This is a genomic window from Puniceibacterium sediminis (assembly GCF_900188035.1).
Taxonomy (GTDB): Bacteria; Pseudomonadota; Alphaproteobacteria; order Rhodobacterales; family Rhodobacteraceae; genus Puniceibacterium; species Puniceibacterium sediminis.
Map to the genome: position 1 here is coordinate 129,687 of NZ_FZNN01000001.1, position 13,094 is coordinate 142,780.

Annotated in this window: 15 protein-coding genes; 10 read left to right on the plus strand and 5 right to left on the minus strand. The window is 64.2% G+C overall.

Annotation, left to right across the window (positions count from 1 at the left end):
• The first annotated feature begins 68 nt into the window (after positions 1 to 68).
• Complete coding sequence (locus CHB75_RS00650; protein ID WP_089268585.1) at positions 69 to 743, plus strand: glycosyltransferase; 675 nt, start codon at positions 69 to 71, stop codon at positions 741 to 743.
• On the opposite strand, the gene CHB75_RS00655 is transcribed toward CHB75_RS00650, so the two are convergent.
• Entirely contained in the window at positions 692 to 982 is a 291-nt protein-coding gene (locus tag CHB75_RS00655; RefSeq protein ID WP_089268586.1) for a hypothetical protein, read from the minus strand. The two genes, CHB75_RS00650 and CHB75_RS00655, sit on opposite strands and share 52 nt — an antisense overlap.
• 45 nt (positions 983 to 1,027) lie before the next feature.
• A complete protein-coding gene (locus tag CHB75_RS00660) occupies positions 1,028 to 1,744 on the minus strand; it encodes a phosphatase domain-containing protein (protein WP_089268587.1) in 717 nt (238 codons plus the stop codon).
• Between the two features lie 140 nt (positions 1,745 to 1,884).
• Between CHB75_RS00660 and CHB75_RS00665 the strand changes: the two genes are divergently transcribed.
• Positions 1,885 to 3,081, plus strand: coding sequence for a pyridoxal-phosphate-dependent aminotransferase family protein (locus CHB75_RS00665; protein ID WP_089268588.1), 1,197 nt, complete (start codon positions 1,885 to 1,887; stop codon positions 3,079 to 3,081).
• A gap of 52 nt (positions 3,082 to 3,133) precedes the next feature.
• Here the strand turns inward: CHB75_RS00665 and copM are convergent, their stop codons facing one another.
• Positions 3,134 to 3,493: a CopM family metallochaperone gene (gene copM, locus CHB75_RS00670; protein WP_089268589.1), complete on the minus strand. Its 360-nt coding sequence runs from the start codon at positions 3,491 to 3,493 to the stop codon at positions 3,134 to 3,136.
• Between the two features lie 84 nt (positions 3,494 to 3,577).
• Positions 3,578 to 4,696 (minus strand): pyridoxal phosphate-dependent aminotransferase, encoded by a 1,119-nt coding sequence (locus CHB75_RS00675; RefSeq protein WP_089268590.1) that lies wholly within the window; start codon positions 4,694 to 4,696, stop codon positions 3,578 to 3,580.
• A 293-nt stretch (positions 4,697 to 4,989) separates the two neighbouring features.
• Here CHB75_RS00675 and CHB75_RS00680 point away from each other — a divergent pair, with 293 nt between their 5' ends.
• Positions 4,990 to 6,276, plus strand: coding sequence for a lipoprotein-releasing ABC transporter permease subunit (locus CHB75_RS00680; protein ID WP_089268591.1), 1,287 nt, complete (start codon positions 4,990 to 4,992; stop codon positions 6,274 to 6,276).
• Positions 6,269 to 6,952 carry an ABC transporter ATP-binding protein gene (locus tag CHB75_RS00685; protein WP_089268592.1) on the plus strand — a complete coding sequence of 228 codons (684 nt, stop codon included), beginning with the start codon at positions 6,269 to 6,271 and terminating at the stop codon, positions 6,950 to 6,952. The genes CHB75_RS00680 and CHB75_RS00685 overlap by 8 nt, the downstream gene beginning before the upstream one ends.
• 49 nt (positions 6,953 to 7,001) lie before the next feature.
• On the opposite strand, the gene CHB75_RS00690 is transcribed toward CHB75_RS00685, so the two are convergent.
• Complete coding sequence (locus CHB75_RS00690) at positions 7,002 to 7,436, minus strand: DMT family transporter (RefSeq protein ID WP_089268593.1); 435 nt, start codon at positions 7,434 to 7,436, stop codon at positions 7,002 to 7,004.
• 182 nt (positions 7,437 to 7,618) lie between these two features.
• Here CHB75_RS00690 and CHB75_RS00695 point away from each other — a divergent pair, with 182 nt between their 5' ends.
• From CHB75_RS00695 to recJ, 6 genes are all read left to right on the plus strand, one after another.
• On the plus strand, positions 7,619 to 8,041 hold the full coding sequence (locus CHB75_RS00695) for a c-type cytochrome (RefSeq protein WP_089268594.1): 423 nt from the start codon (positions 7,619 to 7,621) through the stop codon (positions 8,039 to 8,041).
• A 37-nt stretch (positions 8,042 to 8,078) separates the two neighbouring features.
• The gene (locus tag CHB75_RS00700; protein WP_089268595.1) at positions 8,079 to 8,357 is read left to right on the plus strand and encodes a hypothetical protein; all 279 of its coding nucleotides are present in this window, start codon (positions 8,079 to 8,081) and stop codon (positions 8,355 to 8,357) included.
• A 143-nt stretch (positions 8,358 to 8,500) separates the two neighbouring features.
• Entirely contained in the window at positions 8,501 to 9,787 is a 1,287-nt protein-coding gene (locus CHB75_RS00705) for a homoserine dehydrogenase (protein WP_089268596.1), read from the plus strand.
• The gene (locus CHB75_RS00710) at positions 9,780 to 10,184 is read left to right on the plus strand and encodes an NUDIX hydrolase (protein ID WP_245840577.1); all 405 of its coding nucleotides are present in this window, start codon (positions 9,780 to 9,782) and stop codon (positions 10,182 to 10,184) included. The genes CHB75_RS00705 and CHB75_RS00710 overlap by 8 nt, the downstream gene beginning before the upstream one ends.
• Before the next feature lie 89 nt (positions 10,185 to 10,273).
• Positions 10,274 to 11,239, plus strand: coding sequence for a class II fructose-bisphosphatase (gene glpX, locus CHB75_RS00715; protein ID WP_089268598.1), 966 nt, complete (start codon positions 10,274 to 10,276; stop codon positions 11,237 to 11,239).
• An 88-nt stretch (positions 11,240 to 11,327) separates the two neighbouring features.
• Entirely contained in the window at positions 11,328 to 13,079 is a 1,752-nt protein-coding gene (recJ, locus tag CHB75_RS00720; RefSeq protein WP_089268599.1) for a single-stranded-DNA-specific exonuclease RecJ, read from the plus strand.
• Positions 13,080 to 13,094 lie beyond the last annotated feature (15 nt).

Sequence of the window (13,094 nt, forward strand, 5' to 3'; positions counted from 1 at the left end):
TGCGGTCTTCCTCTTGATCCCACGGCGTTCATATAGGATGACCGACCCGAGGCAAACAGGGGCAGGCCATGCGCGCGCCGATTTCGATCATCATACCGACACTTGACGCGGCTGACGGGCTGACCGTGACAATCCCTTCGCTGATGGAGGGGTTGGAGGCCGGACTGGTGCGCGAGTTGATCCTGTCGGACGGCGGATCCACTGATGCCACCCGCGCGGTGGCGGATGCGGCCGGGGCGGTCTGGCTGACAGCACCGGTTTCGCGCTCGGTCCGGCTGCGGCGCGGGGCGGACGCCGCACGCGGCGACTGGCTGATGTTTCTCGAATCCGGCACCGCATTGTCCAAAGGCTGGGCCCGCGATCTGGGCGAAGTTCTGCAGACACCGGGCGCCCATCATTTCCGCCTGCGTTTCCATGGCCGGGCCTTGTTCCCGCGCATGGCCGCCGGGGTCGCCAACCTGCGCGCCGGGATGCGCCTGCCTGACCGGGAACACGGGCTGCTGATCGACCGCGCAACCTATGATGCCGTCGGCGGCTACCCGGACCTGCCGCTGATGGAGGATGTCGCCATCGCCCGCGCCCTTGGGGCACGTCTGGGCAGCTTGCCGGTCTATGCCGAAACCTGCCCGCGCACCTATGCCGAGGCAGGCTGGCTGCGGCGCGGCACCCGCAACACGGTCAATCTGGTGCGCTATCTGGGTGGTACCGACCCGGCGGCGCTGCATGGTGCATATCGCGGATAGCATAGGCAGGCGCTGTCCGCCGTCCGCTGCGAAATGCACGCCAGCAGCACATCATGTGCCATACTGGCCACGGCGCGGATGTTGAAGATCGCAAAGCTTGCCATCGCCACCCAGACCCGCGCGGATTGTGAGCCGCCCGCCAGCGCCTGATCGAACACCGGCTTTATCATGTAGCCGAGGTTCCCGATGTCCGGGCCTTCAGGCATCACCAAGGCCAGCGCGACCAGCAACACACCCATATGCCGACCAAATGGGGGTGCCGTTCCTGGACCGCGCGGCGCGGTTCACGCAGGTTGCGTTAGTTCCGTGGCAATTTTCGCCGGATCTGCACGCGTGTCGAACCCGATCTGAATCGGCTTGCTGTTGTATTCGGTGCGGATCCACTGCTCGAACCCTATGGGGTTCTGGCTTACCCGTGCGGCATAAACATCAAGGATATAGTCCTGAATTCCAGTCTTGGTGAAATCCAGATGGATGTATTTCAACCCCAGCTGCTTGCGGGCCACTTCGACCGGCTGACCCTCGAACACCATAAGGTACAGCGCAGCGGCGAACCCCGCCCGGTCGGCCCCGGACTTGCAGTGAAACAGCACCGGCTTTTCCGCCTCACGAAGCACGTCGATCACATGCACGACCCGTTCGCGGCTTGCCGCCATGCGCGCCCAAAGCTTGGCGTTGACCATGGTAATGCCCAACCCGTCGAGCGTCTCTTTCTCGAACAGGTAGTGGGAATATTTTTCCTCGCCGCGCAGGTTCACCACCGTGCGCACGCCAAGCTTCGCGTATTTCAGGAACCGCCGGTGTGTTGGCTGGTTCGACCGATAAACGCCGGGCGCAATTTCAAAAAAGTTGGTCCATATGCTGCGCAGAAAGGCATGGTCGAACACATTATAGTGCAGCGCCGACCAGCGCCGCGACACGGGATCCGTGATATCCTTACCGAACGAGCGCCGAAAACGACGTTCGCCCTGTTCGATACGGCTCCAGATCTCTGACAACATTGCAATCCCCTTCGTGAGCGGGGGTTTAAGCGCTGCAACCAGGGCTGGCAAGCGGCGCAGAAGCGATTGACGTCGCGATGTGGCTGGCTAGTGTTGCGCCGTCGGGCCAAAGGCCCATTCCCATTCAGGAGAATTTGCGCATGTCACTGGCCAATGGTCGTCCTTATCTGGCTATTCCCGGCCCGTCTGTCATGCCCGATGCCGTGCTGCGCGCGATGCATGTCGCATCGCCCAACATCTACGAAGGCGATCTGCCCGTCATGGTCGCAGGCCTTATCGGTGATCTGCGCCGCGTGGCGCGCACCGAAGGTCATGTGGCGATCTATATCGCAAACGGTCACGGCGCATGGGAGGCAGCCCTGTCCAACACCGTCGCCCCCGGCGAATCGATCCTTGTCCCCTCGACCGGGCGTTTCGGTATGGGCTGGGCGGATACGGCGACCGGCATGGGGATCGACGCGACCATCATCGACTTTGGCCGCAAGGATCCCATCGACCTTGACCGCGTCGCCGAGGCGCTGAAGGCCGACACCGGCCACAAATACCGCGCCGTGCTGGCGCAGCATGTGGATACCTCGTCCTCGGTGCGCAACGACATCGCCGGTCTGCGCCGGGTGCTGGACGATCTGGGTCACCCCGCGCTGCTGATGGTGGACTGCATCGCCTCGCTGGCCTGTGATGTGTTCGAAATGGATGCATGGGGTGCCGATGTCATGGTCGGCGCGTCGCAAAAGGGTCTGATGGTGCCGCCGGGGCTGGGGTTCGTGTTCTTCAACGACCGCGCCGCCGCGCAGCGCGCGCAGATGCCCCGCGTCACCCGCTACTGGGACTGGAACCCGCGTTCCCAGCCGGAAATGCTGTATCAGTACTTCAGCGGCACCGCGCCGACGCATCACCTGATGGGCCTGCGCGCTTCGCTCGACATGATCCACGCCGAAGGGATCGAAAATGTCTGGGCCCGCCACGCTCATCTGTCCCGCGCCATCTGGGCGGCCTGCGATGTCTGGGGGCAGGGCGGTCCGCTCAGCCTCAACGTTCCCGATCCGGCCAACCGCAGCCATGCCGTCACCGCCCTGCGGGTCGGCGCGCCCAATGGCACCAAACTGCGTGAATGGACCGCGTCCAAGGCGGGTGTCGTTCTGGGCATCGGCCTTGGCATGTCCGAAGAACATGACCCGGATGGCACCGGATTTTTCCGCTTTGGCCACATGGGGCACATCAACGCCCACATGATCCTCGGCCTGCTGGGCGTGGTCGAGGCCGGCCTGATCGCGCTGGGGGTCCCCCACGGCAAGGGCGGCGTATCGGCGGCGGCCGAGGTGATCTCTCAGGCGTGACGTAACCGCCGCGCGGGCGGAGCCGGGTCTTTTACACAGACCTCGCCCCGCCCTAGTTCATCGGTTTCTCGTCCTGATTTGCCAGCCAGTTGGTCATCCAGGCAATCTCGGCCTCCTGCGCGGCAATCACCCCTTGGGCAAGCTTGCGCACCTCGGGGTCCGATCCGTACTTCAGCACCGCCTGCGCCATGGCGACAGCGCCTTGGTGATGCGGAATCATGCCGCGGATGAAATCGACATCCGGGTTGCCGGTCAGTTTCTGGTCCATCTGTTCATGCATTGCGGCACTGGCATCCAGATACGCCTGTGATGCCTCTGACACCGGGGCCTGATGGGCCGTGTGATCCATCGTTTCGGCAAAAACGGGCAGGGTTGGCAGACAACACAGCAGGGCTAGGGAAAACGGGCGCATGGCATCCTCCAAATGCGATCCATGCCGCCATATTCGCCGGAAATCCCGCGCGATGCACCTCACATCATGGTGTGGTGCCGGGGGTCAGCTCGCCGCGTCGGCGTTCGCTGCTGCCAGCGCCTGCGGCAGCACTTCGGCCAGCACGTCCAGATCGGCAGGCGTGCCCGCGCTGATCCGGATGCAGCGGTCATGCGGCGGCACAAAGGGCATCCGCACGAAAACCCCGCGCTCGACCAACTCATGCAGCACCGTCCGGGCGAAATCCCCATCGCGCCCACAATCCACCGTCACGAAATTGGTCGCCGACGGCAGCGGGGTCAGACCGTTCGCAACGGCAATCTCAGCGATCCGCGCCTTGGACTCGGCGACCCAGGTCAAAACGCTCTGCAACCAGTCCTGATCCTGCAACGCCGCCAGCGCCCCGACCTGCGCGGCGCGGTTCATGCCGAAATGGTTGCGTATCTTGTCAAAGCTGCGGATCAGATCGACCGCGCCGATGCCATACCCCACACGCGCCCCCGCCATGCCATAGCCCTTGGAAAAGGTGCGCAGCCGGATCACCCTGGGGTCGTCGGGCGCGATCTGCGGCACGGCCTCTGCCGGGGCAAATTCGATATAGGCTTCGTCCAGAATCAGCAGCACGCCCTCAGGCATGGTATCCAGCGCCGCCTCGATCTCGGCCCCGGTGTTCCAACTGCCCATCGGATTGTCCGGATTGGCAAGGTAGACCATCTTGGCATCGACCTCGACTGCCTTGGCGATCAGTGCAGGCAGATCCTCGTGGTCACTGCGGTAGGGCACCTTGACCAGTCCCCCGCCAAACCCCGTCACATGATAGTTAAACGTCGGATAGGCGCCATCGGATGTCACAACCCGGTCCCCCGGTGCGACCAGCAGACGGACAAGATAGCCCAGCAGCCCGTCGATGCCCTCACCGATGATCAGGTTCTTCTGGGTGGTGCCCAGCTTTTGCGCCAGCGCGGCCTTCAGATCGAAATTCGTCGCATCCGCATATTTCCAGATCTGCGTCGACTCGCGCGCCATCGCCTCGACCGCATCCGGGGATGGGCCAAAGACGCTTTCATTCGCGCCAAGACGGGCGCGAAAGGTATGGCCCATCTCGCGCTCCTGCACCTCGGGGCCGACAAACGGCACGGTTGCGGGAAGCGTCTGAACAAGCGGGGTGTAACGGGGTCCTGTCATGCGGGCACTATGCTCATCACGCGCGCGGGGGCAAGGGGGCAGGCGCCGCCACTCCGCTCGCTCCATCTCTTTCCGGAAACGCAAATTTCCCCGCCCCGGTCCGCGCCGCGCCGGGGCAGGGCTGCCATACCGCAGCCATACGGAATCCATACGCGAACCATACGCTTTCCATACGGCCCGAAACGGCCTAGACGGGGGCTCTGCATACCGGCAGAAATTCGCTCGGCGGCTTGACCCCAGACCGCTCTGGGGCCACCTTCCAGCCCGACCAGACACCGCGAAAGGCATCAGATTTGGCCCGTACCCCACCGCCCTTTGCCGGGTTCGAATGGATGATCGCCTGGCGCTATCTGCGCGCCAAAAGGGCCGAAGGCGGGGTCAGCGTCATGACCTGGATCAGCCTTGCCGGGATCACCCTCGCGGTCTTTGCCCTGATCGCGACCCTGGCCGTAAGAAGCGGATTTCGCACGGAATTTGTCGACACCATCCTTGGTTCCAGCGCCCATGTGACAGTCTATTACGCGGGCGAAGAGGACGAGTTTGGCCGCGTCTCACGCACCATTGCCGACTACGATGCGACGGCCGCAAAACTGGCGCAGGTGCCCGGCGTGATCCGCGCAGCACCGCTGGTCAAGGGTCAGGTCATGGCCACCGCGAACAACCGCAACGCCGGTGTCGAAGTCTTTGGCATATCTGAACAAAACCTCGAAACCATCCCCCGGATCGCCGACCCCGAAACCGCCCAGGGCGACATCACCCGGTTCAACGACGGCATCGCCATCGGGTCCGGCGTCGCGCGGGAAATCGGCGTGGGCCTTGGCGATTCCGTCAGGCTGATTTCGCCCGACGGCGTGAAAACCGCCTTCGGCACCAGCCCCCGGGTCAAGGCTTACGAGGTGGTCTATATATTCACCGCCGGGCGCTATGATATTGATCGCACACGGATTTACATGCCGATTGCCGAGGCGCAGCGGTATTTCAACCGCGACGGCGTGGCCGATGAATTCGAAATCTCGGTGCAGGATCCCGAACAGGCCGAAAGCTACGCCGCCGCCCTGCTGCAACAGGCGGGTGACCGCGCGCTGATCTGGACGTGGAAAGATGCCTCTGGCGGTTTCCTGCGCGCGCTGGAAATCGAAGACAACGTGATGTTCATCATCCTGTCGATCCTCGTGTTGATCGCAGCGATGAACATCGTCTCCGGCCTGATCATGCTGGTCAAGAACAAGGGCCGTGACATTGGCATCCTGCGCACCATGGGGCTTAGCCAAGGCTCTGTAATGCGGGTATTTTTTATCTGCGGCGCCTTCACCGGGCTGATCGGCACGGCGCTTGGCGTGATCTTCGGATGCCTCTTCGCGCTCTACATTGACCCGATCTTCAGCTTTGTGAATTACGTCTCTGGCGGCGGTGTCTGGGACCCATCGGTGCGTGGTATCTACCAACTGCCGGCCGAACTGCAGTTGGGTGATGTCCTGTCCGCCGTGGCGCTGTCTCTGGGCCTGTCGTTTATTGTCACCATCTTTCCTGCACGCCGTGCCGCGCGGATGAACCCGGTAGAGGCGCTGCGCTATGAATGACGTGACACTGCGCCTTGAGGGCATAGAAAAGATATATTTCAAGGGCTTGCCGAGCGAGGTGCAGGTCCTGCGCGGCGCGGATCTGACCGTTTCGCGGGGCGAAATCGTGGCCCTGGTCGCCCCCTCGGGTGCGGGCAAATCGACCCTGCTGCACATCGCCGGGTTGCTGGATACGCCCGACGCCGGAACGGTCGCCATCGCCGGCACCGACATGACCGGGTTGAATGACCGCAAACGCACGGCGGTTCGTTGCGCGGACGTCGGCTTTGTCTACCAGTTCCACCACCTGCTGCCGGAATTCACCGCGCTGGAAAACATCGTGCTGCCGCAACTGGCCAATGGCGCCACGACCAAGGCGGCAGAGGCGCGCGCCATGGAACTTCTGGACTCTGTCGGCGTGGCCGACCGCGCCAGTCACCGGCCCGCGGCCCTGTCGGGCGGGCAACAACAACGCGTCGCCTTTTGCCGCGCCATGGCGAATGGGCCCAAGCTTCTGCTGGCGGATGAACCCACCGGCAATCTGGATTCCGAAACCTCGGATCAGGTGTTCGGCGCGCTCATCGCCCTTGTCCGCGAAACCGGCATGTCGGCGGTGATCGCCACGCATAACCTTGAACTCGCGGGGCGAATGGACCGAATCTTGCGGCTTGATCAGGGGCTGTTGCGGGCAGGGTGACAGCGGGATTGCGCAAATATTGCTTTAAATCAATTGGTTATGCGTCACTTCACGCGCGCTGCGTCACCCAGACCCCCAGCGCCATCAGTGAAATCCCCGTGGCCCGGGTCAGGGTCAGCGGGCTGAGCCGCGCGCCGAACAGGCCGAAATGGTCAATGACGGCGGCGCTGAACAACTGCCCCAAAAGCACAAAGAACACCGCGTTTCCGACCCCGAATCGCGGTGCAATATAGGTGATCGACAGGATGTAGAAGGCCACCAACAGCCCGGCGGTAAACAGGTGTTTCGGCGTTCCCGCCACCCGGCCCAATGCCTGCGGCCCGGTCACAACCACAACTACAGACGTCGCCGCCAGCGCCACGCAAAACAGGATCGCCGCCGCCGCTGCGGGCGATCCAAGGCGCGTCCCCAGGGCGGCATTCAGCGCGGCCAGAACAGGAATGCCAAGTCCGGCGGCCAGCATTGTAAGGGCGGCAAGGGGCATGGCGGAGTCTCCGGATCTGGTGATCAAGGGCACAGGGCGCACAGCCGCGCCCCAAGTCCTGCCGTTACTTCTCGACCGCTTGTTGACGCTTATCAAGGCCCTCATTCCCGAATAGGGCTTGAATCGTTCGGGACCCCGGGCAAGAGATGGGGAAGTCATTATTCAAAGAGAAGGTCAGTGTGATGGTCCGGACATCGTTTGCGCTTAGCGCCTGTGCAGCCCTGCTGATCGCCGCCTGCGCGCCGCCCGACGCCATGCCGCAACCCGATGACGGGCGCAGCCTGTTTGTGGCGAATTGCGCAGTCTGTCATGGCAACGCGGCCAAGGGCGACGGCCCCATGGCCCGCGCGATGGCCAAGGCTCCCAAGGATCTGACCCTGATCTCGGTGCGGCACGGCGATAAATTCCCGCGGGCCAAGATCATGTCGACCATCGACGGCTATGCCCACTCAAAAACCATGACCGGACCGGGGATGCCGGAATTCGGTGCCCTGCTGGAAGGCGACCTTATCCCCTATGATTCCGGCGACGGCAGAATGACCCCGACACCACGCAAGCTTGTGGCGCTGGCGGAATACCTCGAATCCATTCAGGTGTCCCGCTAAGGCGGTTCGCACCGATACACGTAACGGACTACAGTTGATGCGCTTTTTGCCTGCCACCCTGCTGCTCTGTGCCTGCGCCCAGTTCCCCGAACTGGACAGCACACAGACGCCCGGCGTGGCAGATGCGCCCTATCCCCGGCTGGTCCCGATCGAAACCTTGCTGGTCTCGGATCCCCCACGGGCCACGCCGGAAATGCGCGCAGGCGTGCTGGCCCGGGCCGAAGCGCTGCGGGCGCGGGCCGCGCTGCTGGTCGGACCGGTGGTGGACGCACAAACCCAGAGCCGGATGGAAAGCGGCGTACCAGAAACCGAATAGGCCGATCCTTGATGCGGCTGCATCGGCGAATGCCGGACCGGGGGCCGACGGGCCTGTCGGCCTGTTGCACCCCCCCGGCGAACGGACTACAGCATCGCCTGAACAAAATCCGATCCCCGGACCTTATTTTCAGGAGAAATGCCATGACCGAACCCCTGCGCCTTGGAATTGCGGGTCTTGGTACGGTCGGGGCCGGGGTGATCAAGATCATCCGCCAGAAAGCCACCCTTTTGGCCGAACGCAGTGGTCGACCCATCGTCATCAGCGCTGTCGCGGCACGCAACCGGGACAAGGACCGTGGCGTATCGCTGGCCGGTTATGCCTGGGAAGATGACGCCGTGGCACTGGCCGTGCGCGACGATGTGGATGTCTTTGTCGAACTGATGGGGGGCAGCGACGGCCCCGCCAAGGCCGCGACCGAAGCCGCGCTTGCCGCGGGCAAGGATGTGGTCACCGCCAACAAGGCGATGCTGGCCCACCACGGTCAGGCGCTGGCCCAACTGGCCGAAGACAAGGGCTGCGTCCTGCGGTTCGAGGCTGCCGTGGCCGGGGGCATTCCGGTGATCAAGGCGCTGACCGAAGGCCTTGCCGGGAACGACATCGGCCGCGTGATGGGCGTGATGAACGGCACCTGTAATTATATCCTGACCCGCATGGAAAGTGCCGGTCTGACCTATGATCAGGCCTTTGATGAGGCGGACAAGCTTGGCTACCTCGAAGCGGATCCGAACCTTGACGTGGGGGGCATAGACGCGGGGCACAAGCTGTCGCTGCTGGCGGCGATTGCCTATGGCACGCAGGTCGCCTTTGATGCAGTCGAACTTGAAGGCATCGGCAAGGTGTCGATCGACGATATCCGTCAGGCTGCCGACATGGGCTACAAGATCAAGCTGCTGGGCGTCTGCCGCATGACCGGGCGCGGTCTGGAACAGCGCATGGCGCCCTGCCTTGTGCCCGCGACATCGCCTCTGGGCCAGCTGGACGGCGGCACGAACATGGTGGTGATCGAGGGCGATCAGGTCGGCCAGATCGTCATGCGCGGGGCAGGGGCAGGCGAAGGCCCGACCGCCAGCGCCGTCATGGGCGACGTGCTGGACATTGCCCGTGGCACGCGACTGTCGACCTTTGGTCAGCCCGCCTCTTCGCTGAAGCCCGTAACGCCGTCCAGGGTTGCCAGCCCCGCGCCCTACTACCTGCGCATGGGGCTGATCGACAAACCTGGCGCGCTGGCCAAGGTCGCGACCGCGCTTGGGGATGCCGGGATTTCGATCAACCGGATGCGCCAGTACGACCACACCAACGATGCGGCCCCGGTGCTGATCGTCACGCACAAGACGACTCGCGCCGCGCTGGATGTCGCGCTGGCCGCAATGGCCAATACCGGCGTTGTGTCGGGTGAACCGGTGGCCCTGCGCATCGAAAGTGTCTGACGCGCCAGTCCCGGCGGCACTGGCGGTTGTCCTGCGCGGTGCAGAGGTGCTTCTGGTGCGCCGCCGCAATCCGCCGGATGCCGGGCTCTGGGGCTTTCCGGGGGGCAAGGTCGATCCGGGCGAAACGCTGGAACAGGCCGCCCTGCGCGAACTGATTGAGGAAACCGGCGTCACCGCACGGTTGCGCGCCTCTCTGGGGCATCTGGACATTGCCGCCGAGGGCTATCGCTTTCGCCTTGATATCGCCCTCTGTGACTACGTTTCCGGAACCGCCCGTCCCGCCGATGATGTGGACGCTGTGCATTGGTTTCCCCGTACCCATGTGATCGCGGGCCGACTGATGGCCAGCCGCGATGTCGACAGGGTCTGCCTGCGTGCCACAGGACACAACTGTTAGCGACGAAACCAACGTCGCGCCGCCTTGCACCAAGCCTGTGGCGCAGGGTAGGTGTTGCCGGACTGCCAAAAGCATATTGGAATTTCCCCATGTCCACGCCCATCGACTTCAATGACCGCATGCTCTCGCTGGGTCTTGCCCGCGTTTCCGAAGCCGCTGCCATCGCCTCGGCCAAACTGATCGGGCGCGGCGACGAAAAAGCCGCTGATCAGGCGGCCGTCAACGCCATGCGCAGCCAGCTGAACATGCTGGACATTGCCGGCGTCGTGGTGATCGGTGAAGGCGAACGGGACGAGGCACCGATGCTGTTCATTGGCGAAGAGGTCGGCACGGGCAAGGGCCCCGGGGTGGACATCGCGCTTGACCCTCTCGAAGGCACGACCCTGACGGCCAAGGATATGCCCAACGCCCTGACGGTGATTGCCATGGGGCCGCGCGGGTCGATGCTGCACGCGCCGGACGTCTACATGGACAAGCTGGCCATTGGCCCGGGCTTTGCCGAAGGGGTCGTGACGCTCGACATGTCCCCGGCTGAACGGGTCGCGGCCCTGGCCAAGGCCAAGAATTGCGATCCTTCGGACATCACCGTCTGCATTCTGGAACGCCCCCGGCACGAAGATATGATCCAGGAGGTGCGTAGCACCGGCGCTTCGATCCGGCTGATCACTGACGGGGATGTGGCTGGTGTCATGCACTGCGCCGAACCGGATGTGACGGGCATCGACATGTACATGGGTTCCGGCGGCGCGCCCGAGGGTGTGCTGGCCGCATCGGCGCTGAAATGCATGGGCGGGCAGATCTACGGTCGCCTGCTGTTCCGCAACGAAGATGAAGCGGCCCGCGCCCGCAAGGCCGGGATCACCGATCTGGACCGGATCTATGCGCGCGATGACATGGTGACGGATCACGTGATCTTTGCCGCGACCGGCGTTACGTCAGGCTCGCTCGTTGCGGGGATCAAGCGGGAAGTCGGCTATCTGACCACCGAAACGATCCTGATGCGGTCGAAAACCGGGTCGGTACGGCGCATGACCTACCGCAACCCGACACGCTGATCCTTCAGGCGTTGCGACGGTTGCGTCGCCGGGTTCTGCGTATTTTGAAAGAGAAGAAGCTGGGCATCACGCCCGGGGTGGGGCAGGCATGAGCTATCTTGGCGTGGAGTCATCTTTGACGGGGCGGCGCTGGGTCGGCCCGGCGCCCGAAGTCACCCGACAAGCCGAAGCCATGGCGCAGCAGACGGACCTGCCCCCGGCGCTGTGTCAGGCGCTGGCGCGGCTTGGCGTGCCGACCGAGGAGGCGAAGGCCTACCTTGCGCCGACCCTGCGCGATCTGTTGCCCGACCCGCGATCCCTGCGCGACATGGAAAAGGCCGCAGCCCGGGTGCTGCAGGCGTCCGAGCGGCGCGAACGGGTGGCGATATTTGCGGACTATGACGTTGACGGCGGCACCTCTGCGGCGCTGCTGATCGACTGGTTCCGCCAGTTGGGTCAGAACGTCACCCTTTATGTCCCTGACCGGATCGACGAAGGATACGGCCCCAACGACGCCGCCATGGCCGAACTGGCCGCCGCGCATGATCTGATTGTCTGTGTGGACTGTGGCACGCTTAGCCACGGGCCAATTGCTGCCGCCAAAGGCGCGGATGTCGTCGTTCTGGATCACCATCTGGGGGGAGAGACCCTGCCAGATGCGCTGGCGGTGGTGAACCCCAACCGGCAGGACGAATCCGGGGACCTGGCGCATCTCTGCGCGGCGGCTGTCGTTTTCCTCGTACTGGTCGAGGCAGGTCGGCAAATACGCGAGGCAGGGCGCAAGGGCCCGGATCTCATGGGGGTGCTGGATCTTGTCGCGCTGGCAACGGTCGCGGACGTGGCACCACTGAAGGGCGTCAACCGGGCGCTGGTGCGTCAGGGGCTCAAGGTCATGGCCCGGCGTGAACGTGTCGGTCTGGTGGCGCTGTCGGATGTGGCCCGGCTCGATACCGCGCCGACATCCTATCACCTTGGCTTTGTGCTGGGCCCCCGGGTCAATGCCGGCGGGCGGATCGGGCAGGCGGACCTTGGCGCGCGGCTGCTGGCCTGCACGGACCCGCACGAGGCGCAGGCCATGGCCGAACGGCTTGACCTTCTCAACACCGAACGTCGCGAGATCGAAGGCGCCGTGCGTGCCGCAGCACTGGCACAGGCCGAGGAACGCGGGCTGGACGGACCGCTGGTCTGGGCTGCGGGCGAAGGCTGGCACCCCGGTGTCGTGGGCATCGTCGCATCGCGCCTGAAAGAGATGACCAACCGCCCCAGCATCGTCATCGGCCTGGACGGGGACGAGGGCAAAGGCTCTGGCCGTTCGGTCGCCGGTGTCGACCTTGGCGCGGCGATCCAGCGGCTGGCTTCTGAGGGGCTGCTGCTGCGGGGCGGCGGGCATAAGATGGCCGCAGGCCTCACGGTAAAGCGTGACAGCGTAGAGGCAGCGATGACGCGCCTTGGCACTTTGCTGGAGCGTCAGGGCGCAGGGCAGGGTGGCGCGGTCGACTTGCGGCTGGACGGCATCCTGATGCCCGGTGCGGCCAGTCTGGAGCTTCTGGAACAGCTCGAGGCGGCAGGTCCCTTCGGTGCCGGCGCGGCGGCGCCCCGCTACGTCTTTCCGGATGTGCAGATCGGATTTGCAAAGCAGGTCGGACAGAGCCATCTCAAGATTTCGTTCGGTGACGGCCTTGGTGCGCGGATCGATGCAATCTGCTTTGGCGCGCTCGATGGACCGCTCGGCCCGGCGCTTCGCGATCACGGCGGGAAACGATTCCATCTGGCTGGTCGGCTTGAAGTAAATGAGTGGGGCGGGCGTCGTTCTGTCCAGTTACGGCTGGAAGATGCGGCCCCTGCTGGGGCCGCTGCGTGACATCCGTCACTTAAG

What these genes read in the sequence shown, in the direction of transcription:
- recJ (WP_089268599.1), top strand. Translation starts at nt 11,328, where the DNA reads ATGAGCTATCTTGGCGTGGAGTCATCTTTGACGGGGCGGCGCTGGGTC.
- CHB75_RS00675 (WP_089268590.1), bottom strand. Translation starts at nt 4,696, where the DNA reads ATGACAGGACCCCGTTACACCCCGCTTGTTCAGACGCTTCCCGCAACC.
- CHB75_RS00660 (WP_089268587.1), bottom strand. Translation starts at nt 1,744, where the DNA reads ATGTTGTCAGAGATCTGGAGCCGTATCGAACAGGGCGAACGTCGTTTT.
- CHB75_RS00705 (WP_089268596.1), top strand. Translation starts at nt 8,501, where the DNA reads ATGACCGAACCCCTGCGCCTTGGAATTGCGGGTCTTGGTACGGTCGGG.
- CHB75_RS00695 (WP_089268594.1), top strand. Translation starts at nt 7,619, where the DNA reads ATGGTCCGGACATCGTTTGCGCTTAGCGCCTGTGCAGCCCTGCTGATC.
- glpX (WP_089268598.1), top strand. Translation starts at nt 10,274, where the DNA reads ATGTCCACGCCCATCGACTTCAATGACCGCATGCTCTCGCTGGGTCTT.
- CHB75_RS00655 (WP_089268586.1), bottom strand. Translation starts at nt 982, where the DNA reads ATGGGTGTGTTGCTGGTCGCGCTGGCCTTGGTGATGCCTGAAGGCCCG.
- CHB75_RS00665 (WP_089268588.1), top strand. Translation starts at nt 1,885, where the DNA reads ATGTCACTGGCCAATGGTCGTCCTTATCTGGCTATTCCCGGCCCGTCT.
- CHB75_RS00690 (WP_089268593.1), bottom strand. Translation starts at nt 7,436, where the DNA reads ATGCCCCTTGCCGCCCTTACAATGCTGGCCGCCGGACTTGGCATTCCT.
- copM (WP_089268589.1), bottom strand. Translation starts at nt 3,493, where the DNA reads ATGCGCCCGTTTTCCCTAGCCCTGCTGTGTTGTCTGCCAACCCTGCCC.
- CHB75_RS00650 (WP_089268585.1), top strand. Translation starts at nt 69, where the DNA reads ATGCGCGCGCCGATTTCGATCATCATACCGACACTTGACGCGGCTGAC.
- CHB75_RS00700 (WP_089268595.1), top strand. Translation starts at nt 8,079, where the DNA reads ATGCGCTTTTTGCCTGCCACCCTGCTGCTCTGTGCCTGCGCCCAGTTC.
- CHB75_RS00685 (WP_089268592.1), top strand. Translation starts at nt 6,269, where the DNA reads ATGAATGACGTGACACTGCGCCTTGAGGGCATAGAAAAGATATATTTC.